The organism is Bacillus sp. 11B20 (assembly GCF_056098985.1).
This window is the reverse complement of sequence record NZ_JBLZWZ010000006.1, coordinates 150,633-175,427: the sequence shown is the minus strand read 5'-3', so window position 1 is coordinate 175,427 and position 24,795 is coordinate 150,633. Positions and strand designations below refer to the sequence as shown.

General features: G+C 41.5%; 22 protein-coding genes. 10 read left to right on the top strand and 12 right to left on the bottom strand.

What is annotated here, in order from left to right:
* Nucleotides 1–91 precede the first annotated feature (91 nt).
* Nucleotides 92–1,816, bottom strand: a complete 1,725-nt coding sequence (locus ACN6NB_RS03605; protein ID WP_059377711.1) for a methyl-accepting chemotaxis protein — start codon at nucleotides 1,814–1,816, stop codon at nucleotides 92–94.
* Between the two features lie 31 nt (nucleotides 1,817–1,847).
* Nucleotides 1,848–3,506 (bottom strand): pyridoxal phosphate-dependent decarboxylase family protein, encoded by a 1,659-nt coding sequence (locus tag ACN6NB_RS03600; protein WP_039177127.1) that lies wholly within the window; start codon nucleotides 3,504–3,506, stop codon nucleotides 1,848–1,850.
* A 579-nt stretch (nucleotides 3,507–4,085) separates the two neighbouring features.
* On the opposite strand from ACN6NB_RS03600, the gene ltaS reads away from it, so the two are divergent.
* Entirely contained in the window at nucleotides 4,086–6,071 is a 1,986-nt protein-coding gene (gene ltaS / locus ACN6NB_RS03595; protein WP_039177124.1) for a lipoteichoic acid synthase, read from the top strand.
* A gap of 98 nt (nucleotides 6,072–6,169) precedes the next feature.
* A complete protein-coding gene (locus ACN6NB_RS03590; protein ID WP_144490807.1) occupies nucleotides 6,170–6,757 on the top strand; it encodes a YjgB family protein in 588 nt (195 codons plus the stop codon).
* 43 nt (nucleotides 6,758–6,800) lie between these two features.
* Here ACN6NB_RS03590 and ACN6NB_RS03585 read toward each other — a convergent pair whose 3' ends face one another.
* Entirely contained in the window at nucleotides 6,801–7,304 is a 504-nt protein-coding gene (locus tag ACN6NB_RS03585) for a DoxX family protein (protein ID WP_024426621.1), read from the bottom strand.
* 479 nt (nucleotides 7,305–7,783) lie between these two features.
* Here ACN6NB_RS03585 and ACN6NB_RS03580 point away from each other — a divergent pair, with 479 nt between their 5' ends.
* Nucleotides 7,784–9,145: a DJ-1/PfpI family protein gene (locus tag ACN6NB_RS03580; RefSeq protein WP_099663029.1), complete on the top strand. Its 1,362-nt coding sequence runs from the start codon at nucleotides 7,784–7,786 to the stop codon at nucleotides 9,143–9,145.
* Nucleotides 9,146–9,585: 440 nt separating this feature from the next.
* Nucleotides 9,586–10,344 carry a DUF817 domain-containing protein gene (locus ACN6NB_RS03575; protein ID WP_064497718.1) on the top strand — a complete coding sequence of 253 codons (759 nt, stop codon included), beginning with the start codon at nucleotides 9,586–9,588 and terminating at the stop codon, nucleotides 10,342–10,344.
* Nucleotides 10,345–10,362: 18 nt separating this feature from the next.
* Here the strand turns inward: ACN6NB_RS03575 and nagE are convergent, their stop codons facing one another.
* Nucleotides 10,363–11,730 (bottom strand): N-acetylglucosamine-specific PTS transporter subunit IIBC, encoded by a 1,368-nt coding sequence (nagE, locus tag ACN6NB_RS03570; protein ID WP_064497717.1) that lies wholly within the window; start codon nucleotides 11,728–11,730, stop codon nucleotides 10,363–10,365.
* A 189-nt stretch (nucleotides 11,731–11,919) separates the two neighbouring features.
* Here nagE and map point away from each other — a divergent pair, with 189 nt between their 5' ends.
* From map to ACN6NB_RS03555, 3 genes are all read left to right on the top strand, one after another.
* Nucleotides 11,920–12,669, top strand: coding sequence for a type I methionyl aminopeptidase (gene map / locus ACN6NB_RS03565; RefSeq protein WP_024424611.1), 750 nt, complete (start codon nucleotides 11,920–11,922; stop codon nucleotides 12,667–12,669).
* A gap of 123 nt (nucleotides 12,670–12,792) precedes the next feature.
* Entirely contained in the window at nucleotides 12,793–12,954 is a 162-nt protein-coding gene (locus ACN6NB_RS03560) for a hypothetical protein (RefSeq protein WP_087976421.1), read from the top strand.
* A gap of 134 nt (nucleotides 12,955–13,088) precedes the next feature.
* Nucleotides 13,089–13,226, top strand: a complete 138-nt coding sequence (locus ACN6NB_RS03555; RefSeq protein WP_064497716.1) for a YflJ family protein — start codon at nucleotides 13,089–13,091, stop codon at nucleotides 13,224–13,226.
* A 42-nt stretch (nucleotides 13,227–13,268) separates the two neighbouring features.
* Here the strand turns inward: ACN6NB_RS03555 and ACN6NB_RS03550 are convergent, their stop codons facing one another.
* On the bottom strand, nucleotides 13,269–13,919 hold the full coding sequence (locus ACN6NB_RS03550) for an MOSC domain-containing protein (RefSeq protein ID WP_058837489.1): 651 nt from the start codon (nucleotides 13,917–13,919) through the stop codon (nucleotides 13,269–13,271).
* A gap of 122 nt (nucleotides 13,920–14,041) precedes the next feature.
* Between ACN6NB_RS03550 and ACN6NB_RS03545 the strand changes: the two genes are divergently transcribed.
* A complete protein-coding gene (locus ACN6NB_RS03545; protein WP_126681356.1) occupies nucleotides 14,042–14,314 on the top strand; it encodes an acylphosphatase in 273 nt (90 codons plus the stop codon).
* Between the two features lie 260 nt (nucleotides 14,315–14,574).
* Here ACN6NB_RS03545 and ACN6NB_RS03540 read toward each other — a convergent pair whose 3' ends face one another.
* On the bottom strand, nucleotides 14,575–15,462 hold the full coding sequence (locus ACN6NB_RS03540; RefSeq protein ID WP_126681357.1) for a LysR family transcriptional regulator: 888 nt from the start codon (nucleotides 15,460–15,462) through the stop codon (nucleotides 14,575–14,577).
* A gap of 118 nt (nucleotides 15,463–15,580) precedes the next feature.
* Here ACN6NB_RS03540 and ACN6NB_RS03535 point away from each other — a divergent pair, with 118 nt between their 5' ends.
* On the top strand, nucleotides 15,581–16,978 hold the full coding sequence (locus ACN6NB_RS03535; protein WP_099663024.1) for an MFS transporter: 1,398 nt from the start codon (nucleotides 15,581–15,583) through the stop codon (nucleotides 16,976–16,978).
* 286 nt (nucleotides 16,979–17,264) lie between these two features.
* On the opposite strand, the gene ACN6NB_RS03530 is transcribed toward ACN6NB_RS03535, so the two are convergent.
* Complete coding sequence (locus tag ACN6NB_RS03530; RefSeq protein ID WP_474253237.1) at nucleotides 17,265–18,371, bottom strand: nitric oxide synthase oxygenase; 1,107 nt, start codon at nucleotides 18,369–18,371, stop codon at nucleotides 17,265–17,267.
* A gap of 104 nt (nucleotides 18,372–18,475) precedes the next feature.
* Nucleotides 18,476–19,033: a PadR family transcriptional regulator gene (locus tag ACN6NB_RS03525; RefSeq protein WP_058837494.1), complete on the bottom strand. Its 558-nt coding sequence runs from the start codon at nucleotides 19,031–19,033 to the stop codon at nucleotides 18,476–18,478.
* A 112-nt stretch (nucleotides 19,034–19,145) separates the two neighbouring features.
* Here ACN6NB_RS03525 and ACN6NB_RS03520 point away from each other — a divergent pair, with 112 nt between their 5' ends.
* The gene (locus ACN6NB_RS03520; RefSeq protein WP_008341777.1) at nucleotides 19,146–19,631 is read left to right on the top strand and encodes a phenolic acid decarboxylase; all 486 of its coding nucleotides are present in this window, start codon (nucleotides 19,146–19,148) and stop codon (nucleotides 19,629–19,631) included.
* Nucleotides 19,632–19,684: 53 nt separating this feature from the next.
* Here the strand turns inward: ACN6NB_RS03520 and ACN6NB_RS03515 are convergent, their stop codons facing one another.
* From ACN6NB_RS03515 to ACN6NB_RS03500, 4 genes are all read right to left on the bottom strand, one after another.
* A complete protein-coding gene (locus ACN6NB_RS03515; protein WP_144491767.1) occupies nucleotides 19,685–21,316 on the bottom strand; it encodes a M14 family metallopeptidase in 1,632 nt (543 codons plus the stop codon).
* 176 nt (nucleotides 21,317–21,492) lie between these two features.
* Nucleotides 21,493–22,791: a citrate:proton symporter gene (locus ACN6NB_RS03510; RefSeq protein WP_034283666.1), complete on the bottom strand. Its 1,299-nt coding sequence runs from the start codon at nucleotides 22,789–22,791 to the stop codon at nucleotides 21,493–21,495.
* 324 nt (nucleotides 22,792–23,115) lie between these two features.
* Nucleotides 23,116–24,093 (bottom strand): tripartite tricarboxylate transporter substrate-binding protein, encoded by a 978-nt coding sequence (locus ACN6NB_RS03505; protein ID WP_144491768.1) that lies wholly within the window; start codon nucleotides 24,091–24,093, stop codon nucleotides 23,116–23,118.
* Between the two features lie 3 nt (nucleotides 24,094–24,096).
* Nucleotides 24,097–24,792, bottom strand: a complete 696-nt coding sequence (locus tag ACN6NB_RS03500) for a response regulator (protein WP_474253236.1) — start codon at nucleotides 24,790–24,792, stop codon at nucleotides 24,097–24,099.
* Nucleotides 24,793–24,795 lie beyond the last annotated feature (3 nt).

The following is a 24,795-nucleotide window of genomic DNA, read 5'->3' as shown; positions in this document are numbered from 1 at the left end:
CCAACTTCAGCGTCTAGACAAACCGCATTCGGTGCTCATCCCTACTTCACTGAAAAGAGAAAAAGGGCTAAAATATTTTAGCCCTTTCTCGTTATTTCTTGTCGATTTTGAAAGTTGAGACCATTTGTGCTAAGTCGTCTGACATGTCAGAGAGCTGTTCAATCGCACTTGAAATTTGCTGCATACCAGCACTTTGCTGTTCTGTTGCTGCCGCTACTTCTTGAGAGCTGGCTGCATGTTCTTCCGATACAACAGAAATTTGCTCAATCGATGTAGAAATCGTTTGATATGCTCGCTCAACTTGCTTAATAGAAGCAAGCAAATTGTTCGTTCTTCTTGAAAACTGAGATACACCGTCGTAAATCACAGCGAAGTTCTGTGACGTGCCTTCCATTTGCTCACGTCCTTCTTCCACTGCTTTACTGCTTTCCTCTACGCTTTCAAGAACACGCTGGCTGTTTTCCTGTGTACCGATAACGAGGTCTGAAACAGTTTTAGCTGCATCTGCTGATTGCTCTGCTAATTTACGTACCTCATCTGCCACAACAGCAAACCCTTTTCCTTCTTCCCCAACACGTGCCGCTTCAATGGAAGCATTCAGTGCAAGAAGATTCGTTTGTGCTGAAATGTCCGTAATAATCGAGATCACACTTTCAATCTCCGTTGAATGGGATTGTAATTCTTCTGCTGCCTGCTTCGAGTTGGTCATCTTGTCATGTAACAAGTTCAGATGATCAAGCACATGGTTCACAAGTTTTTGACCAGATTCTGACTGCTCCTGTACGTCAGATGAAACAGATTTCATTTCATCGACTTCTTTTGTGACGCCTTCGATTTGAGTATCGATCTCTGCAACAGATCTCGTACAATCCGTAATATTTGCGACAGAATCATTGATTCCTTCACTCATATTCGTCATGGCTTCTGACACTTGCTGCGCACTTTGACTTGATTCGTTCGTCACCGTGCGAAGCTGTGAAGACATTTTTGATACTTCACTAGATGAGTGCGAGATCTTCGAAATGAGCTCTTTGATCCGCCCCTGCATCTTTTGGAAGGATGCGGCAAGCTGGCCGATCTCGTCTTTACTCTCAACTTCTACCATTCCAGTTAAATCACCGTCAGCAATTCGGTTCGCTGATTCCATCAATGAACGTGCTGGTTTCGCAATTCTTCTTCCCATGATAAAGGAGAAGAGCAATCCACCGATGAGCACAATAGCCGATGCAACCGTAATGTAGATTGTGAGCTTCTTCGTAGTGGCTGGAACAATTGATGCATCTAGATCAATCCCTAAAATCCCTGTCAGCTCACCGCCTGAATCTTTGATTGGCAAAAAGACTGATTTATGTGTTCCATATGAATCATGGTAAATATCACTTTTGACCATTTTATCTTCTGAAAGAGCTTGCTTCATCTCATCTGAAAATGCATAATCCTGGTCAAAATCATTGTCTTCCCCAGTTAATACGATAATTCTTTCTTTACCGCCTTTATTAGATAACACGTATAAGTTCTCAAGCGTATGATCTTTTTGAAGCTCTGTGAATTTCTTTTTGATATCGACATAAATGGGATCATCCTTCCCGCTAATGCTGAGCACGTTTCCATCGATGTTATCGATTTCTTTTTTGGCGGTATCAATATCTGTTGTTAATCGATAATCAAATTGCTTTAATAACTGGGATGATAAATCCTGGCTGACTAGATAAAATGTTAGAACGAATAATGCAACGGTTGCGAGTAATGTTACGGTAACGACTGACATGATTTTAGAGGATATCGTGTATCCTCCAAATTTCCTTTGTTTCGCCATTTTTTCCTACATCTCCACTCTCAGATTTGATTTAAGCATGTACATTTTCAAATTGTCCACAAACAGATGCAATCACATCTTTTAAATAAGATACGATATGAGGGATATGCTCTGGTAACGTATAAGGTGAGATGACAAAAAACTTACTAACACTTAGATAGAATTCTTGACCTTCTTTTGAGTTAACAAGTAAAAACTTCGTTGTATCGCCAAAGAACATCTCGTCTCTTTTCTCTCCAAGTTTTTCAAACAGCATTTTGTTCAATTCATTGTTTCGCTCAATTTCCATTGAAGTCGCTTCGCCAGAAATCTCTTCTTGAAAACGCGGTGAGCCGTCTAGGTAAATTCTAAATAATGTAGCCATTCCGACGTTGTCATCATTCACGACTTCTGCTTGCGGAATTTCCCTACTAAGTGCTTCTCTGAAGGCAAGGTTTACTTCTAAGAATTGACCGAGCAAGCGCTGGTAGCCTTCAATCCCAAACGTTAACAGCACACTCAGCATGCTGATTGAGCTTCCCATTCTTGAGCACTCAAGTGTATAACCCGTATGGTATTCCCCGTAGCCTCTATGGCCAACATATGGCGTCTCTTGTTCTTCCAGATCCAAACGCTTTAAGTCAGCAGCGTTTTTCACTAAGAATAAACTGGATGTGTAAGGTGTTTGGCCGAGCTTTTGAAAATCAAAGCACATCGAGTCTGCAAGAGAAAGATGCTGGAATTTCGCTTTGATTTCTTTTAGCATACGAAGAACACCGTCTGAGAATTGCAGCGGGTTTTCTGATACATCATACTCATTAAAGAAAGCAAAGAATCCACCCAGCGCCGAATCTGCATGAATATGCGGCACCTTCAGATCATACTTTTCAGCAATCGCTTCTGCTGTTTCACGTACCCCTTTTACATCATCAATTGCAATGGCATCTGTTGTTCCGGTTGTTGCCACAATATAAACGGGAATCCCGCCATCCTGTGCAACACGTTCCATTTGACAACGCAAATCTTCCATATCCATTGAATGATCTTTATTCGTCTTAATTCTGATTAAGTTGTTTGTGCCAAGTCCTGTTGCTTCCATTGACTTAAATAAGCTGTAATGTGCGGCATCAGAACAAAACGCATAAAGATTTTGCGGAACTCCTTTTCGCAGTGACTCCGGCGCTGCTTTGGCAATCGCTAAACGAAGTCCTGAAAAAATCGCTCCTTGACCTCCCCATGTTGTGTATCCCCCGCTCACGTTTGGATCATATCCGATGAGCTTAGACATCATTGAGACCACTCTGACCTCAGCTTCCGCACCTGCTGGCCCGTAAACATCCCATAGGTTGTTTCCGTTTACCAGCATAGCTGTCAGCATGCCTAAAATTCCTGGTGTACTTGCCATTGGCAAAATGTTCGTGAAGAAATACTTGGTGTGGTATGGATGGTTATGTAAAAGCTTCAGTAATTCTTCATTCACAAGTTCCGCTTGCTGGCCGTTCATCGGAATTTGACTTGTTTCAGTGAGCTTTTTGTAAAAGTCCTCCCCACGATTCTTTTCACCTTTAAGGTGTGCACGGTTGGGATCCTTCAGGTCATCGACCCCTGAAATGATCTGCTCCATCAATTTGACGAGTTCTTTACGCTCTCCTGCATTTCCGTCCTCACTCGGAAACCAGTTCTGAACGAGGTTCTCTGCTCGTACAGTCATATACTATCAATCCTTTCAATGGAAGATTTCCTGTCACTGTCTATATCGACCCCAATTCAGAAGTTTATAGTCTCGATATGTTCACTTAAGTATATCTAGATAATTTGTTTACTTATTAAAATAAATAAAACCCTTAAAAAACACATTAAAAGCATTATGTTGATGAAATACAAAAATATATTGATATATCGTATGAGAGGAATTTTTATCCATCATCTTGTTCCATTCCATTGTTCATTTTTTTTGCTTAACCTGCATAAACATTAATAAACAATGGAAAAACTCTCTAAATGACCATTGTAGAAATTAAATTAATTCTTTAGACTTATGCCTTTTTACCTGTTTTATTGATATAGCAACTGGAAAATTGCTGAATTTTCTGTCAATAATAGGTCGATTTTCATAAAAAGTTTTTCGATGGGCGAATATTTTCATTTTCTCTCCTTTTATTGCTCGGACAGGCTTGCAAAGGCGCCTCACCGGTTATGACTTTTCTATTTGTGCATTTCGTGGTATATTCTAATGGTTCGTTTTCTTTCGTTCCGCCTCTTCCGTGTATCGGAGAAAAGGAGTGTTTATATGAAAACATTTATTCAAAAAAGAGGTCTCGGCTTCTTTCTGATTGCAGCCATCTTACTATGGCTCAAAACGTATTCAGCGTATTTAATCGAATTTAAACTTGGTATATCAAATGTGCTTCAGCATATTTTGCTTTTCGTGAATCCTATTAGCTCCAGCTTGTTCTTTCTTGGCTTTGCTTTATTGTTCAAGAAAAAATGGCAGCCTGCCGCTATCATTGTGATTCACTTTTTCATGTCTTTTTTACTATACGCAAACATCGTGTACTATCGATTCTTCAATGACTTTATCACGCTGCCTACAGTGATGCAGGCAGGAACGAATGGCGGACAATTAGGTGATAGTGCATTTTCACTCATGCGTTGGACTGATGTGTTTTACTTTATTGATACAATCATTTTGATCGTACTTGCAGTCCGCATGAAAAGGCAGCAGCAAACAAGTACAGCCACGACTGTACCTGTACAAAAGTCAAAATCGTTTAGACTCGTCCTTGTGTCCTCTGTTGTGATCTTTGTTTTAAACTTAGTTGCTGCAGAGATCGATCGTCCAGAGCTTTTATCAAGATCGTTCGACCGCAATTATTTAGTTAAATATTTAGGTGCTTATAACTTTACTGTGTTTGATGCCATTCAAAATGTGAAATCAAACAGCCAGCGTGCTCTCGCAAATTCAAATGACGTGACAGATGTAGAGAATTATTTAAAAGCGAACAGCGCTGATCCTAACCCGGCTTATTACGGGAAAGCGAAAGGCATGAACGTGATTACAATTTCTCTTGAATCTCTGCAAAACTTTGTCATTGATTATAAAGTGAATGGAAAAGAAGTAACGCCGTTCCTTAACTCATTGGCACACGACAACAAAACGTTTTACTTTGATAACTTCTTCCATCAAACAGGACAGGGAAAAACGTCTGATGCTGAATTTATGATGGATACTGGATTATTCCCATTATCACAGGGCTCTGTTTTTATTAACAAAGCGCAAAACACATATCAAGCACTTCCTGGTATTTTAAAGAAGGATCAATATACGTCAGCAGAATTCCATGGTAATACGAAAACCTTCTGGAACCGTAATGAAATGTTTAAATCCTTTGGGTATGACAGATTTTACGATTCTGAGTACTACGATATGAACGAGCAGGATACGAAGAACTACGGACTGAAAGACAAACCGTTCTTCAAAGAATCGATGCCAATGCTTAAAAACCTGAAGCAGCCGTTTTATTCGAAATTCATTACCTTATCGAACCATTTCCCATTTGGAATGGACGAAGGTGACACTGATTTCGAACCTGGTGACTTCGGTGACTCTGTCGTCGATAACTACTTCCAATCGGCTCATTATTTAGATGAAGCGATTGAACAGTTCTTCAACGATTTGAAAAAGTCAGGTCTCTATGACAATACAGTCGTCATTATGTACGGAGATCATTACGGCATTTCTGAAAACCATAATGAAGCGATGGAAAAAGTGACAGGACAAAAAATTGGAGATTATGAAAATGCACAGCTCATGCGTGTGCCGCTCTTTATCCATGTACCTGGCGTAAAAGGTGGTCAGATTCATAAATACTCTGGTGAAGTCGACGTCGCACCAACCCTTCTGCACCTGCTTGGCGATGATACGAAGAACTATTTAATGTCTGGTTCTGATATCTTATCGAAGAACTTTAAAGAGCTTGTGCCATTTAGAAACGGTGACTTCGTGTCTAAAGACTACACAAAAGTAGGCAATAACTATTACAGCAACAAAACAGGCGAGAAAATCGAGCCAACTGACAAGGCATCACAAGAAAATGAAACGGTGAAAAAGATGCTGGAGACATCTGATAAGATTGTCACCGAAGATTTACTCCGTTTCTACAAGCCTAAAGGCTTTACACCGATTGACCGCAACGACTATGACTATACAAAGAAAGTACAGGATGAAAAGGATTCCTCTTCCGCCAAAGATGAATCCAGCTCTTCTTCAAAATAACTTTCTCATGCTAAGAACCAGCCGATCCTTGATCAGCTGGTTCTTTTTACGTTTGATCATGATTACTCCGGGTATAGGAGAAGAAGGAGGGATTTATCATGAAGAAAACAGCAGCTTTTGTCGTGACTGCCTCGCTTGCTTCGTCCGCTTTATTCGGTTTCAGCCCTGCGGTCTCAGCACACGCCATGACCAAACCAGCAGCAGAACAATCCGTTCCTCAAGGTCCAAAAGCCGCACTTAACAGCATTTATGAGCTGGCACATAAAGGGCAGATGCCTTACTATGCAAAAGGGCTCAAAATAGGCGTTCAAACAAAAAAAGACGTTCATCATAAGCTCGGAAATCCATACCCAGAAACAGGACAAAGCAGCTTTGATCTCTATCACGCTGAAATGGGGAATCCAGGATTTGCTTTTCACTATGATGCAAAAGGCAAGATTGATGAAATCCGTTATTTCGGAACGAATGTAGAAAAAGAAACGAATATTGGTGGAATGACCCCTGCACTACTAAAGAAACAGCTCGGATCAGCGGATTCAGTGAGCACCATCCCGCAAACAAAAGAGAAAAAATATGTGTATCGAACCAGTGATTATGAACTCGAATTTATTGTAGGCCATGATCCAGATATTAGCCAGCATGAACTCACCGTGCTGCATATCAACTTGATAAAAGCCAATTCTTAAATAAAAAAGCATCCTGAGCACATGCTCTGGATGCTTTTCTTTATTATGATGCCACTTCTAATTGCGGCTTTCTTTTCAGTTTTCGTTTGAGGACTGGACCTGCTACATAATCAAGACCAAGTTTTCCGGCATTTCCTTTCGCTGCCATGATGAAGACTGCGATCAGAAGAAGCAGCGGGTTCACAGAGACGGTTCCAGCTAGTAAGAAAGAGACATTCATCACGCTTCCAAAAAAGGCTGCCGTTGTTGTGAATAATCCGACAATTAATCCTAGGCCTACTAAGATTTCACCCCACATGACCATGGCACTAAATAATCCGGCATTCGGCAAAGCGACATTTTCTAAAAACCATACATAGAATGGATACACAAGATGACCATCTTTGACGACAGGTTCAGATATCGCAAATTGCAAATAGCCTGATGCATCAAATCCACCTGTTAGTTTTCCAATACCAGATGTCAGCCAAGTCCATCCGATATAAAGTCTTGCTGCCAAAAGGATAACGGCTGCCCATACATTCGTTTGTAAGAATTTTGTAAACATGATGATGCCTCCTTTTAAATTATGTGAAATATTTCACATTTTCTTTATGATCTTATTATACTATGTTATATCTTATTTGTGATCTTTTTCACATATATATTCACAAATTGTTCATGAATATCTAATTTATGCAAATCTCAAAAGTGTGTGCAGCTTGTAGAAATAAACTTTTGGAGTGTGACGCGTTTCATGGTTTTCAAACAACTCAACTGCTGTGTCAAAGTACGATAGGGATGAGGTATTGGTTAGTAGTGATGTGTACCTTTAAAGAACCAGAAGTAATACTCTAACAACCTGTCCGGTCAGTTAATATTTTAAAATAAGCTTTCGTCTGCTGTTCGAGAAAAAAGTCCTTTACTAAGACCTTAGTCAGAGAAAATATAAGCCTCGAGCGGGTTTAATCAATTTCCTCCTCCCTTTATTATCAAAGTAAGTAACACGTCACAATTAACTAGAGAACATTAAGGGAGAGAAGACAATTGAATAAATTATGGCGTTTCATCGTGTATGTATGCGTTTTCGTTCTGGTTGTTGGAGGAACCGGAGCGATCGGTTTCATGAGCACGATGCAGGAGGCTATGTCGGTTTATGATAAGCCAGTTCCTGCTTCTCTACAAAGCATCCAAACTCCTACCTATGATTCGAAAAAGCCAACAGTGGTCGTTATTTTGGCGAATGAAGTAACCGAGGTGTTTGATTTTCTCGTACCATACGAAATGTTCTCCATGACGGGTTCGTACAATGTATTTGCGGCAGCTCCCAACAAAAACATAAAATCGTTGACGGGCGGGCTTGATGTCGTACCGCATTACTCTTTCGACGAGTTGGACAAATTGACAGGCAAAAGCCCGGATATAATTGTGATCCCTTTCATGCCGATTTTGGATGAAGCGCAATACAAGCCCGTCCGCGATTGGATAAGGAAGCACTCCGGCAAGGAAACGATATTGTTGTCCATCTGCAATGGGGCGGAAAATTTGGCGGATACCGGCCTGCTGAACAGGAAATCTGCAGCAACACATTGGGGAGATATCGGCAGATTGGAAAAGAAATATACCGAGATTACTTGGAAAAGGGATCAGCGTTACGTGCATGACGGTAACATAGTCTCCTCCGCCGGCCTGACTTCGGGGATTGATGCCACACTGTATGTTATATCCCAGCAAATGGGAGATCCTGTAGCGGAGAAAGTGGCGAAGGAAATGAATTACCCTTCCTACGATTTTGTTCAGCATCCGCAAATGGAGCCTTTCACGGCCGGATTGAGCGATATCGTCTATATTTTGAACAATGCGTTTCAATGGAGCAAGGAAAAGAACGGAGTCCTGCTGTATGACGGTGCCGACGAGCTTATGTTATCCTCGGCTTTTGACACGTACGGGGCTTCTGGAACAACAACAACATTGACGATATCCAACAAACGCGAGCCGGTTGTTACTCGGCACGGTCTGAACCTGATCGCCCGATATCAAATAGAGGATGCTCCAAAACTCGACAAAATGATTTTTGTGGGACCGGACGTGAAGACGCGCGCTGCAGATGATATCCGAAACTGGAACGTGAACGGTGGAAAGGCTGAGCAGCTTTTCCTGCACAGTGATTCGCCAGAGCGGTTCGCGATGGAACCTGCGTTTGAAGATTTGGCGAAGCAAGAAGATATCTTGACGGCGAAATTCGCCGCCAAGCGGCTCGAGTACCGCGCCACAAGCCAGCTTAAGCTTAAAGGAGCACCATTTTCGTACGAAGCGTTCGGCATACCGATCGGTGTCGGCTTGTTGTCTATGTTCGTCGTATATTTGGTAGAAAGACGTTTCTTAAGGAAAAAAACTGTTCCTGCATAAAACAGGAAGCAAAAGAAACATCACAGTTTAGGAAGAAGAAGCACAATCCATTTACAATTAAGAGTAAATGAGATTGATCATGCTTTGAAAGTTGCCATAATGGTTGATTACTATAAATTTAATTAAATTCCTGATAAAAAATGATCAAACTTTTTTATAAAACCAAAACTTAAATATGCTAGAGAAGAATCCATTTTGATCATACTTTTTTCAAAATGGATTCTTCTAATTTATCGTAAAATAAGGGTTTATGAGGTATTTTTGATTAAACTTTATAAAAACACCCTCTATTAAGAGGGTGTTCTTTGAGCTGAGTCAAAACTGAACAGGTCACCACCAGAATTCATCTTATCTTGTTCTTTCTGCTTCATAGAGGTAAACTTTTCCCTTGCGAAAACCGTCTAAGTCATTTCAGACAGTAAAAAGGGGTTTAATTTTGTATGAAAACACTATTTCATTTTGCTTATTTACAGGCCATCTCATGTCTATTCCCCGTCATGATCTTTGCGGCGCTTGCCCTATCAAAGACGGTGTCTATTCCTTTTCTTCACCGGTATGATTTCATTCTACTGCTTTGCCTCGCAGCTCAAATCCTGATGCTTGCGCTGCGGCTGGAGAGTTGGGCGGAGCTAAAGGTCATTTGTCTATTTCATCTCATAGGAATCTGTTTGGAAGTGTATAAAGTACATATGGGCTCTTGGTCCTATCCAGAAGAAGCTTATACAAAAATATTTGGGGTTCCACTTTATAGCGGCTTTATGTATGCGAGTGTGGCTAGTTATATTTATCAGGCATTTTCACGACTTCATGTAAAAGTGACCGACTGGCCTCATCCATTTCTTTCAATTGGTATCAGTTTGTGCATTTATCTCAATTTCTTTACGCATCACTGGCTTTATGATGTCAGGTGGTGGCTGACATGTCTGCTTGTTCTTGTGTTTTGGAAAACGTCGGTTTCGTTTCAGGTTGGTCCATCTTCCTTTCGAATGCCGCTTGTTGTTTCATTTTTCCTGATTGGCTTTTTCATTTGGATTGCCGAAAATGTCACCACCTTTTTAGGCGCATGGCAATATCCAAATCAGCAGCATGCTTGGTCCATTGTTCATCTAGGGAAAATTAGTTCATGGTTCTTACTCGTCGTGATCAGTATTGTGCTAGTGATCGAACAGCGTAAACAAAAAAACGTTCAGCCCATTTGACCTGGCTGAACGCTTTTTTTAATCTCGATCGACTTCCTTACGGAGATCATCTGCGACAAATTCTACATTCGTTCCAATGATAATTTGTACGGATGTTTTTCCAGAAGTCAGCACCCCTTTGGCGCCTGCTTTTTTCAATGTACCTTCATTTAATAAATTTGTATCCTCTACTGTTAAGCGAAGACGTGTGGCACAATGATCAATCGTGGTGATATTGTCTTTGCCCCCAAGTCCCTCTACGAGCATACTTGCTCCTCCTGTTGTCACCGCATCATCCGCTGCGATATCTTCCATGTCATCATCTTCCCTGCCTGGTGTTTTCAGCTTTAATAGTTTAATGAGGAAATAGAAAACGACAAAGTACACGACGCCATAAATGATTCCTACTGCAAGAAGCAAGATCGGCTTTTGCGCAATGCCGAAGCTTAAGACGTAATCAATCGCACCTGCTGAAAAGGCAAAACCGCTATGAATCCCGAGGGTGTTCACAATAAAAAGCGAAAGCCCTGTTAAAATAGCATGGACACCATATAAAAGTGGAGATAAAAACATGAAAGAAAATTCAATTGGTTCAGTGATCCCTGTAATAAATGATGTAAGTGCCATCCCAATCATCAGACCAGCTGTTGCTTTTCGCTTCTCAGGTTTTGCAGTCACAACCATGGCTAGACATGCCGCTGGCAGACCAAACATCATCACTGGGAAGAATCCTGTCATAAAGACACCCGCGCTTGGATCTCCTTTAAAGAATCGCGCTAAATCCCCTGTTGCCCCGCTGAATTCCCCGAATTGAAACCAAAATAAGTTATTCAAAACATGGTGAAGTCCTAATGGAATGAGCAATCGGTTAAAGAAACCAAACAGCCCTGCACCTGTTGCACCGAGACTTAAAATCCATTCCCCTAAATCATTGATCACACTTTGAATCGGAGGCCATACATATCCGAAAACGGCTGCTAATAGAATGGTGAAAAGTGCCGTCATAATAGGCACAAGCCGCCTTCCGCTAAAGAAACCTAAGTATTCCGGCAGTTTCGTATCCTTAAATTTATTGTAAACATAACCTGCCAAAAGCCCGCACAAAATACCGCCCAATACCCCCATATTGTTGGTGGAGTTGATCGATGTTGTACCGGCTGACAAAATAAAATAAGAAATCGCACCTGATAATGCCGCTGCCCCATTCCCATCCTTTGAAATACCAATCGCTACACCCATTGCAAAAATTAAAGCCAAGTTCGCAAAAATTGCATTCCCTGCCTCATAAATAAACGGGATATTGAATACATCCTCACGCCCAATGGCCAAAATAATCCCTGCTGCTGGAAGTACAGCGATTGGAAGCATAAATGATTTTCCTAGCTTTTGAAAAAACTGAAACACCATCTGACTTCTCCCCCCTTTGTCATCATCATGACTAAAACGTTCATGATGTTCATAAAAAATATATCATATGCACGTCTAGTTATCTATACCAATTTGTCCACATCCATTTGAATTCCGCTCTTTACTCTTTTTGCGTAAAATGTGGTAAGCTATTGAATAGAATGAAGTTATAGAAAGCGGGAATGAACAGTGATTGTCAAACATGATCATGAGTTAGAAGCCTTAAAAAAAGTCGGCCGAATTGTCGCTTTGGCAAGAGAAGAAATGAAAAGCCAAGCGAAACCAGGCATGTCTACAAAAGAATTAGATTTGATTGGGAAAAAAATATTAGAAGAGCATGGGGCCAATTCAGCACCTGAAAAGGAATATGACTTCCCTGGTACCACTTGTATCAGTGTAAACGATGAAGTGGCACACGGTATCCCTAGTGAAAAAACCATTTTACAAGAGGGTGACCTCGTAAACATTGATATCTCAGCAGAGCTTGACGGATATTATTCCGATACAGGCATTTCATTTGTTTTAGGTACAGGTGATGCTCGTCTTGAAGCATTATGTAAGTGTGCGGAGGATGCGTTCCTAGAAGGATTAAAACATGCAAAAGCCGGTAAAAGACAAAACCAAATTGGCCGTGCGGTCTACAATACAGCGAAAGAACAAGGATTTACCGTTATTAAAAACCTGACAGGACACGGCATTGGGAAGAACCTGCATGAAGCACCTAACCATATTTTGAACTACTATGATCCATTCGATAATGCTTTGTTTAAAAATGGCACAGTTATTGCCTTCGAGCCCTTCATTTCAACAAATGCTGAATCGATTTATCAGGCTGATGATGGCTGGACATTTAAAACACCAGATAAAAGTCTAGTCGCACAGATTGAACATACCATTGTGATCACTAAAGACGAACCGATTATTTTAACAAAGCTGTAAGCCAGCGGGTCCCTTCCTTTACTGGAGGGGATTTTTTCATGCCCGTTTCACGAATCTGTCACGACTAAACAAAAATGCCTGTGGTAAAATAGGCAAAGATATGCGAAAGGGGTCTTATTTGATATGTGGTTCATCATCATAGGTGTTATCTTTTTCATCGAAAGTATTATTTTAACGGTTGTAGGGATTAAGAAAAAACAATCCATGATGACCTATCTTGGTGTTATCATCATGATTATGACGGTCGGCATGATCCTCGTTACCCTCAACCCGCCAAATTCATAAATCAATATTTCCAGCATATACATGGATCATAGGCAGATAGAATCAGTTTTCATTTCTTGACACCTGCACACTTTTCACGTCCTTTTTTGAGATGTTACAATGCAGGCAGTTTCAATTGAAAGGAGTTTTCTATCATGCATTATGGTAGCAAAGGCTGGTATGTCGAAGAATTAAAGAAGCTTGGTGTGACTAAGCATGAAGGAAGAAAGCTTCAAAGCTTAAAAACATATTTCCTTGCAAATCTTCTTGAGCAAAAGAAACGCAGCTCATAAACGCTGAAAAGCCGTACATCTTAAGCTGATGTACGGCTTTTTTTAAATGTGCTGAATTCGTTTTTCTAAAGACTTCCTCACCACATCTGCTAAAGCTTCTACTTCAAGAACGGCTTTCAGTCTCTCTGGACTTGTTTGACGATATTTGACTTCATTGACCTCATGGACCGTAATGTGATGGGACGCTTTTTCTACGAGTACAAGCGATGCATCAGGCGGCACCATGCCTTCTTTCAGTACACGTAAATAAAAGCCTGTATACCCTGTTTTTTGCACTTCCTTTACGAGCTTCATGTTGCCATGCTTAACAGATAATTTCACACAAGGCTGTCTTGGCTGGCTCACCTCAACAAATGCATCTCCAAGCTGAAACACATCGCCAATATGCACATTCGTCTCGACTAGCTTGCGTACTGTTACATTCTCGCCAAAGGCAGCTTCCTGTAAAGGAATCCCTAAAAATTGCTCAAAGTAAGCATAATGATCGTACGGAAAGACGCAGACGGCTTTATCATAACCCCCATGATGAATCAAATCACCTTGGCCATCTCCCTCAAAATTGATCTGACTTAAATACACAGGCTCATGAATGCGCTTTTTGTTGATGGCTGTTTTGATTTCTTTTCCGTTCGCATAGGTAATGATAGGTTGTCCCACCTGGATTCCTTCTATGGCATATCTCTTCTGTCCCACGATGGCCATCTCCTTTGGTTGTCTACTGGCTTTTATTTTACATCGTTTGACAAACAAATCAAAGTCGAGGCGTGAAGATCAGATGCAAGCTATGGTACGATGTGAAAAAAGGAGAGATGACCATGGTTCATTATCACGCCATTGTAAAAGGACGTGTGCAAGGAGTCGGCTTTCGTTATTTTGTTCAGGGAGAAGCCGTCAATCGTGGAATGAAAGGCTGGGTACGCAACACAGATGAAGGTCATGTCGAGTTAAAGGTAGAAGGTGAGCATCAGAAAGTGATTGATTTCTTAGAAACTGTCCGGAAAGGAAGTCCTTTTTCAAAAGTCACCGGCATGCACATGGAACCGCTCACCGAGCTGGCTCATTATAAGTTTTTTCGAATACGGTCATAAAAAACTAGCTATTTGTAAACATTATTCCTATTCATGATAGTTAGACAGAGCGTTCGTATTATATAGTTCAGCCAGAACTTTCTGGTTGAACTTTTTTTATTTAGATTTAATCTATCAGTAGCCAGGGTAGAACGTACGGGGGCGTAGGACATTGATTTCCGTCAAGTAAACAGTTTACCACCTACTTGTAGAGATATGTTTGAGGCTGGTTGGGACTTAGACCTCGTATAACATCGAATCGGTACAAGTCATGCATAAGATTAATTGGACTGGTTCGATATTGCCTCAAAATAGTCTAGAACTACCTTGCGGAATTCCAATGAAGCTTGCGTCATGTATCGGCTTGTATGCCATAATAAAGCGATATCACGTACAAGTTCATGATTCTCAACTTGCAAATATTTAATCTTTCCCCATGATATTTTTGCTGTGCTTGGTATGAAGGCAAGTCCAATTTCAGCTTCTACAAGACTGATCAAACGTGTAGGTTCATCGCCCTCATACACATATTTAAGGTCAATTCCAGCCGATTTGCATACAGAGTCTACTAAATCACGAGTGCCGTATCCTCTTTTCACACCGACAAAGCATTCATCCTTAAGTTCTGTTAAACATACGCTACCTCGGTCTGCCAGTCGATGCCCATTAGGAACTGCTACAAGAATGGGATCAACAAAGACTACTTGACATTCGATGTCTTCCCCTTGAAAAGGAGAGGACGACAAGCAAAAATCGACTTCGCCTCGATGTAAAAGCGTGACCATTTCGAGTGTGGTCAGCATTTGCACATGAAATTGGATATTAGGGCGTTTTTTACGAAACTCTCGCATAATCTGAGGCAAAGTGCTTGCTGTGGTTACCGCAAGCTTTAGTGTGCCAGATTCTGCTCTAGACAAATCGCTAATCTCTTGTTTTCCCTGTTCCAACTCAAACAAAGCCCTTTCCGCGCGACGAATGAATTTGTTGCCAAATTCATTTAATCGCAGTTTCCTGCCTGTGCGATCAAATAAAGGTACCCCTAAATCTTCTTCCAGACGCTGAATCGTTTTGCTTAGCGACGATTGCGTAACGTGGAGGCTTCGTGCAGCTTCGGTTACATGCTCTAATCGAGCTACCTCTAGAAAATATTGTAGTTGAAGGAGTTCCATTTCATTTTCTCTCCAATCATTCCTTTTGGTCAATGATATCATAACTTTAAATGCGTTGGAATGAATGTAAAATTCCAAGTAAGATATCAATGTAACAAATTTAAAGGGGGAGAAAAAAATGAATTCTCGTAGCAGATGGTTAATGATATCCGTTGGACTAGGAATATTATTAAACCCTTTAAATTCATCAATGATTTCTGTTGCCATTGCTAGGTTGCAACATGTGTATAGCATTGATTTTACTGCTGTTTCCTGGATTGTGTTTTCATTTTATATCGCTAGTGCTATCGCCCAACCTGTCATGGGGAAGGCTAGTGATTTATTCGGTCGGAGGAAGATATTTCTGGCTGGTCTTGTTGTATCTTTAGTTTCTTCTATTCTGGCTCCATTTTCTCCAAATTTCGGATGGCTAATTGTGTTCAGAATCGTACAATCAATCGGAACTAGTATGCTGATTGCAGTTGGAACAGCTATAATACGCATTCATATTACTGAAAAGCAATCAGATGCTTTAGCAGGTTTATCAATTTTCCTATCCGGTGCAGCAGCTATAGGGCCTTTTGCCGGAGGAGTACTTATTCAATGGTGGGACTGGCCAGCGATCTTCATCGTCAATACCCCGTTTGTAGTGGCGAGCTTTATATTAGCTTGGAAAATGATCCCTAATGATGGATCAGCAGCAACGGTTTCACGTGACATGTCATTTCGAAAATTACTGGGTGTGATTGATGTGCCAGGAATTCTGCTCTTTGCGGTGGGTCTGATTGCCCTTCTAGTTGGCTTGCTGGCAGCGAAATCATCTGGGCATTTCTCTATGTGGAATATCGTTATTGTGCTAATCGGTCTCGTTGCGGTGGGAATATTCGTACGACATGAGCTAAAAACAGTGTCGCCATTTATTCCTTTACGCATCTTCGCCAAATATCCAGAGATGACTTGGGTCAATATACAATACTTGCTAGTTAACTTACTTTATTATTCACTCTTTTTTGGGATTCCATCATACCTGCAAATGGTACGTCATGTCAGTGAATTCCAGACAGGGATTCTTATGTTAACCTTGGGCTTGAGCTCGATTGTAGCTTCGCCAATAGCAGGGAAATGGGTCGATAAATCAGGACCCAGACCTGTATTGATTGTATCCTCATTACTGATGGTAGTAGGGGCAGTGTGGATCGTGACATGGACGCAAAGTTCACCAGTCATCAGTGTGTGTCTGGCGTTAGCCGCATTCGGTTTTAGCAATGGGCTAAACGCTGTTGGTATGCAGGCAGCTTTGTTTAAAAGCTCTCCAAAAGAAATTGCCGGTGTAGCATCTGGCCTATTTAATACATCGAGATACTTGGGAACAATTTTATCTTCACTGTTGACAGGTATCATTATGGGAGGTGCGTTCAACTTTACAGGATTCCGATTGCTGGGGGTTTTCCTAACGGTCATTGCATTGATCTTAGTATTTATAAGTCTGCGACTCAGAAATTCTGAGCAATTGGATGAACCGAGTAAAAGCAATTAAAACAAAAAATAAAAATAGGAGTTGAATGTTATAACAATTGTTAATATCAAGGAATGGTCCTCATGGGATCAAACTTGGTAGGGAATGCAAAAGGATAAACAACCCCAGGGTGAGAAAGTCATACAGAAGTGGAATGCGAGAGCGCAATTTTTCGCCCCTTGTTGTAGTAAGGAAGAGATCTTTTGTGGTCATCATAAATAAAAAACAAGGGATAGATATCTATCCCTTGTTTTTTAATCAATTTAAATGTTCAACATCATATTAGAGAACATACATATAACTATCGCTAGGCTTTTTCTGTCCCGTGATAGGGCTTGTCCTGATAAAAATAGTTTGGTTTCACAATCGTATTGTCGTAATGCTTGTGGAATATGTGGGTAGCAGCTGGTGATACAGGGGGAATCAGCCATGTCCAGTCCCCAGTCAGCTTGCGGTCAGCCTTTTCTTCCTGCTTTTCAAACTGCTTGAATTGATGTGCTGCTGTATGGTGATCGACAATGGTTACCCCTGCTTCGCGATAAGAATGGAGAACCGCCACATTCAATTCGACAATGGCTTTATCCTTCCAAAGGGACGAATTCTTGGTCGTGTCCAGTCCTAAAAGAGAAGCAACTTTTTTTAGCATATTATAGCGGTTTTCATCCGCTAGGTTGCGTGCGCCAATTTCTGTGCCCATATACCAGCCGTTGAACGGTGCAGCATTGTAATGAATACCGCCAATCTCTAATTTCATATCAGCAATAATCGGAACCGCATACCATCTTAGTCCCAAATCACGGAATCCATCATATTCAGGATGGGTGATCTCTACCTCTTGAACGATTTCTTTCGGAAGCTCATACAGAACAGGTGGCTGATCTTTTAGCTGAAACATGAGAGGTAGAATATCAAAATGTGTGCCCTCTCCTTTCCAGCCATGGGCTTCACATAATTTTGTTAATTCAAGAGATGCCTCGTCGCCGATGATGCCATATTCCGTCTCATAGCCTGCATAACGAACGAGCTGATGATTATAAATGACGACTTCCTTCTGCTTGTGACTCTCTGGGGGAAAGATCGTGATGGACGGTTTGATTTTCCCGCCATTTGTCGCATACTCAATATGATGAAAGAGCGCCTCTTTCACCTCATCCTCTGTCTTTACATGCCGGCAGTCATGCACTTGCAGGGTCGACCAAAACAAACGGCCAATGCAGCGGTTACTGTTGCGCCATGCCATTTTCGCCCCGTGAGCTAATTCCTCTAGTGTATGCGTATAACTACCTTCAGACTCAATTTCTTTTTTTATTTCATGCAGACGTGCTGCTTTCTCTTCATTTGACTTATTTAATTCTTCATAGCATACAGAAATAAAAGCTTCTGCTTCATTCCACAACGCTTCTTGATTACTCAAACATACTCGCCTCACTTTAATACGAATATATCCATTGTAGCGGTTTCTATTGATAAATTCACTCGTTTCAAACCATTTTTTATCAAATCATCCGACCATTGTCCTTAGACCATAGATGAATCAATACGTATAAGGGTCTTTTGGAGCCAGCGGACATAGCCTTTTTCTCTTTCGATTGCCCTTGTCAGCACTAAGTAATGCCCAAATTGCGCTGAATGCAGTGATTCAGCAGAAGGGTCTTCCTCTGTCAAAGCGTGCAGCTTTTGTTCCAGCACATCTACTTTCTTGGTGCGCTCTAAAAGTTGATATGCAAAGAGGTCAGCCGCTTCTTTTTTGTCCATGGAGGAGATGAAAAATGTTTTGAGCATGAATTCATCCTTTGTTGTTTCTGGAATCGGATCTTTTGTTCTTAACCACTGACGCAATTCTTCTTTTCCTGCCGCTGTGATTTGATAGACCTTCTTCTCCAGCTTTTTTCCTTGTATGTGAATATCAAATTCAATAAACCCTTCCTCTGTGAGACGCTTCAGCTCAGGGTAAATCTGACTGTGCTTTGCACTCCAAAACTGTCCAAGGGAGTCCTTAAAATGTTTCGTAATATCGTATCCTGTCAGCTCATGCTGATCCAGCAAGCCAAGAATGGCATATTTTAGTACTCTCATGATGTGCCTCCAACGCTTATTCTTTGACAATAGTATACCATAGACTTTAAAATAAACATGTAAATCACAACATGTTTGAAAAAACATCATTCTAATGAAAGAAGGAATAAACATGGATCAATTCGTTGGACTTCATATGATTTATACGTATGAAAATGGCTGGGAATATGAGATTTACATTAAAAACGATCACACCATTGATTACCGCATTCATAGCGGAATGGTTGGAGGACGTTGGGTCCGTGATCAGGAAGTAAATATTGTAAAGCTGACAAAAGGCGTATACAAAGTCTCTTGGACAGAACCAACTGGGACAGACGTCTCTCTAAACTTTATGCCTGAAGAAAAACGCATGCATGGCGTCATCTTCTTCCCAAAATGGGTGCATGAACGTCCAGACATCACCGTCTGCTATCAAAATGACTACATCGATCTCATGAAAGAATCTCGTGAAAAATACGAAACCTATCCGAAATATGTTGTCCCAGAATTTGCGGACATTACGTATATCCATCATGCAGGTGTGAATGACGAAACCATTATCGCAGAAGCACCATATGAAGGCATGACAGATGAAATAAGAGCTGGACGAAAATAAAAAAGCGGCACGCCTAGTGCCGCTTTTACATTTGATAAAATCTTAGCCCCTTTTTATTGAATGCCTAACGTATTTTGAGGAAGCACGAAACGATAGACTGGTAGTTCATCACCTGTTTTTGAAGCGATAAACCCTGATGACATATAGCTGTCCTTTGATTCTGGTTCAAGGGCAAGTGACAGCAAATTGGTTTGCGGCTGTGCCGTGACATATACCTTTGTTCCTTTTGGCAGCTGACGTTTCTTGTCAACGAGTTTTGTTTCAAGCTGAATATCTGATTTGCTCTTTTCCTCTCGTTTTGTCACCTTGTAGGCTTGTACCGGCAACTTCATGCCAACCGGCAATGTGACACTTTTTAACCCTAATGTTCTGAGTTTCCTTTCTACTCCTTCATGCCCCGGAAGAATGAGGTAAGCTGTCGGCCGTTCTCTTGTTAAGACAGGAACAGCATCGCTCGCACTATGAAAACGTACAGGAACATTGGTGGTCTGTCCTTTCTCAATATCAACCATTTCCAGCGTGTCATCAACAGGTGATTTGAAAGCATCTTGAATGACGACTTGATCGTCATCTTTTGGATGAAGCCCTTTTTTCACAAGCTTCAACCGCTCCGTCACCATTTGCTGCTTCACCTGCTTGGCATGTTTCACCGTGGTCTCAATGATTTTTTCATGGGTGGCTACTTGCGCAGCGACGCGGCGGGCAAAATCCTCTCTCCCAATCCCAATCCCTCTGCTTTCTACAAGAAATGACAGGGCTGGCGAAAGTGCAAAGGCATTTCGGCCAATTCGCGCATCCGTTCCACCTTCATAAATGTCGATCTTGCCATCCTTTCCTCTTGTGTTTGTATAATACAAATCGTTAGAAAACCCTTTATTCGTCAGCGTTTCACGAACTCCGTTAACATATAACTCATTTGATGTCAGCCGGATGTTTTCAGGAATGTTTAGATTCTTCCCTGATAGAATAAGCAAATCATGATATTTGAGAGCGCCTGATGAACCGATATCTTCAAACTGCTTTTGGCCCACATCGTATTCATGGGCATCAATGACCACTTCTGGCGCATACCGATTAAATTCTTGATGCAGGGCTGTCAGTTCTGGAGATTCTAATGTCATATGATCACGATTACCATCTAATCTGTTTGCCAGTCTGCGGTCAAACGCATAAGAACCATCAGGATTGATTCTTGGGACAATGATGATATTGACATGATTAAGTATACGGTCTCCTTCTTTACCTGCTAATCGTTTTGCAATGACGAGAGCAGATTCACCGGAGGCTGGTTCATTTCCGTGTATTTGTGCTTGGAGCCAGATTGTTGGCTTTTTTGAAAGTGGAGTAATCGAGCGATCCTTTGTAAAGTACAGGGCCTGGATGGACCTGCCTTCAATGGATGTTCCAATCTGTTTCTGCGTGGCGTAAGGACTTTTGTGGACAATGTCTCGTAAGAAAGTTTGAAGCTCTTCTTGTGTTGTAAATGTTTCTTCTTTTTTCTGAAAGGCAGGGGTATCAAACGTCTCGTCAGGCTCAGGGTATAGCTTTTTCACTGAAGCCGGCTGTTCATAATTCTTTCCGTAATAAGGGGTTTCTGCATGAGCTGAAGCTGGGCTCACCATCGACAAACTGCCTGCCATGAGGCATACAGCAGCAAAAAGAATCGTGCCTTTTCGTTTGGACATGCTATCCTCTCCCTTCGTTGATTTGCATTATAAAGAAAAAAACAGCAAAAGTGTCAGTATTTTTCAAAAATAAATCTTTTGGAGGAACAGGCATCTCTTTGTCTAGGGCAAATGAATGGAGCCTCCCCAGCAATATGACCTAAAAAAAGTGCCTGCTCACAGCAGACACTTTTTATTTACCAGATGGAAATAGCCCCAATGAGAACTGCCATGACAGTCATAGCGACAACTGCCAGCACAGCCCATTTCATCCCAAATTTCTGATGCTGATCCAGTGATACGCCAACAAGTCCAACAAGTAAATGAGTCGATGGAACAAGTGGACTTAACATATGAATCGGCTGACCAATAATAGAGGCTCTGGCAATCTCAATTTTATCGACACCGTAAGCTGCCGCTGTTTCTGATAGGATCGGCAGTACGCCATAAAAGTATGCATCATTCGGCATAAAGAAAGTAAAGATCCCGCTTGTTAATGCGACAATGACTGGAATAAAGCCGCCAAGCTGCTCTGGAATTGCAGATACAATCGAAATCGCCATTTCATCAACCATTTTCGTTCCAGTTAGAATACCTGTAAAAACACCTGCCGCAAAAATCATCGAGGCAATGGCTAAAACGTTTGTGGAGTGAGCCGCAATTCGCTCACGCTGCTGGTCCAAGTTCGGATAGTTCACAATAATTGCCACACAGAAAGCAAGAACAAATAGAACAGTTAAACTGACTTTACCTGATACAAGCAGCAGCACCAATAACAAAGTTAGCGCCAGGTTAAACCACCAAAGCTTCGGTCGTTTGATGTCATCTTGCAGTGCAGCTGCCATTTCATTTGCATGAATCGGCTGGTCAAGTTCAATGACACCAAGACGTTTTCTTTCGGCTTTTCCAAGAAAATAAGCAACAATAATCATACTGAGAACCCCTGCACCAATGACTGGAATCATCGGGCCAAATAAAAGTGAAGGATCGACCCCAAGTGCACTCGCCGCTCTAGGTGTGGCTCCTCCCCACGGAATTGTATTCATAATTCCCATGCCAACTCCGGCAATTCCGGCTAAAATAATTGGTCGGATGCCAAGCAGTGTAAATAGTGGAAGCATCGCTGTTGTTGTAATCATATATGTCGTTGTTCCGTCACCATCAAGTGCAACAAGCATCGTCAGGACAGCTGTTCCGACTACGATTTTTAATGGATCGCCTTTAACGATTTTTAAAATTTTCGCCACCATTGGGTCAAATAAACCCGCATCAATCATAATGCCAAAGTACAAAATCGCAAACATGATCATGACCGCTGTCGGTGCTACTTGCTGCACACCTTTGACAATCATGTCTGAAATTTCAGTAAAATGAAAACCTGCGATAAGAGCAAATGCAATCGGTGTTAACACCAATGCCGTTAAAACAGACATACGTTTCGTCATAATCAAAACCATAAATACTATCATCATAAGAAATCCTAAGATTGCTAACATATTGTTCACCCCTTATGTTGTATACGCTTTCATTAATGTGTTGGTATCCCATTTCCAACCCTTTTTGTCATCATATCTGAGGTGAGAATTGAAGTAAATATTATGAATTTTAATTCTTTTTCGGTCGATAAATGCTTTTTGTTCATTTTGTTCAAACATTGGCCTTTTTCATTCCATGAAAAAAACAAAGGGTTTATTTTAGCCCTTTGTCTTCTTGATAGAAGTCTAGGAAAGACGAGTACTGGAGCGAATGTGAGATTCGTGAGCACCGGCACACAGGAATGCGGGCGAATGCAAGGGTTTGTCTACATGCTGGAAGCGGTCTCACTCGACCGCTTGTTCTCCTTGTATCAATTGCTCGTATTGCCTTAATTGATCTTCCATAAAGATCTTTGCCTCTTTGCTGTTCATATAACGACTTGTCCAGCCCTTTTGCTTTAATCGTTTTTTCCATAACCTCGTTTTCGTCATTTTTTGAAGAAGCTGATCCCATTCACGAATGTCATGCTGACTCATTTGTTTAGGGCCCATCACACCGCGCCAATGGGAAAAGATGAGCGGAATGCCCTGCTCTTTCCATGTCGGCACATCTTCAAATCCATCTAAGCGCTCGCTGGTTGTCGTGGCTACGAGCTTCAGCCTCTTTTTGTCATAATCATGACGAACCTCTGTAATAGTAGTCGTTGCTGCATCTACCTCATGGTCGATGAGCGCCTGAAATAAATCATCTGCACTGTCAAATTTCAGAAATTGAATGCGATATGGATCAATCCCTGCCATTTCTGCTGCCCGGGCGAATGAGATTTGATCATCATTTCCAAAGTCAGGGGCAAACCCAATTTTTAAGGAATCTGGTTTTTTCTTGAGTGCGTGTAACAGCTCCTTCCCATTTGCAAAAGGAGAATCTACTGGGACTGCGACGACCTGCCACTCTTCTGCAAGGATTGCCAGCGGTGTCACATCATTCATCGTCACGTTACTGCTGCCAAGCAAGTTACGGCTTAACAATAAGCTTGAATTTAAACTGATATAGTTGGCTTCTCGCTCCATCATGTAGGTCCATCCTTTATCCACCGTTCCGCCTCTTTGATAAAGAATGTTCACAGGCCGTTTCACCAGCTTCTCTTGTTCAAGCACTGATTTCATCACCTGAGCCGTTTGGTCAAATCCCCCCTCTGGTACACCCGACACCACAATATATAAGGAGCTTTGCTGAAGGAAAGAATCTCCGGCCTTTTTTTCATTAAAGGTGAGCGTGATACAAAGGCAGAGCACGATAACAAAAAATATTGCTTTTTTCATCTTTTATGACTCCGCTTGTTTGGCAGGATAATATTTCCGTTCAGGTCTACCAATGATTCCGTATGCAAGCTCTGCCCGGCATTCCCCTGTTGTCACGAGATACTCTACGTAGCGTCTCGCAGTTGTACGTGATGCGCCCATCTTTTCCCCGAGTTCTTCTGCTGTAATTCCGCTATTTTCAGATGCCATCAATGTTTTCACTTTATCCAAGGTCAGTGAATTGATGCCCGTGGGAAGATCTCTGTCATCCCTTTGTTTTGGCTCTTCCTGCATTTGCCCAAAAAACAGATCGATCATCGTTTGATTGACTTCATCCTTTGAATTGATGATGTCTTTCTTTTCTTTATATTCGGTTAAGACTTGTGCAAACTTTTGTGCGGTCACCGGTTTGATTAAATAATGAACCACTCCGTAATGAAGTGCATCTCTTAAAAGCGTCGTTTCCGTTGCAGCCGTGATAATGATCACATCTACTTCAGGACAGCGTTCTCTTAAAAACGGCAGCAGGTTTGTGCCAAGTTCATCAGGCATATAGACATCAAGCAAGATGAGATCAACTTGTTCCCTTTGGAGCGCCTCCCACATATCCTTTGCACTCTTTGCCTTTCCGGCGACTTTAAATCCTTCTATCTTTTGTATATAAGATTCATGAATGGCAGCGATTCGAAAATCATCCTCCGCAATGAGTACCTTAATCACCAT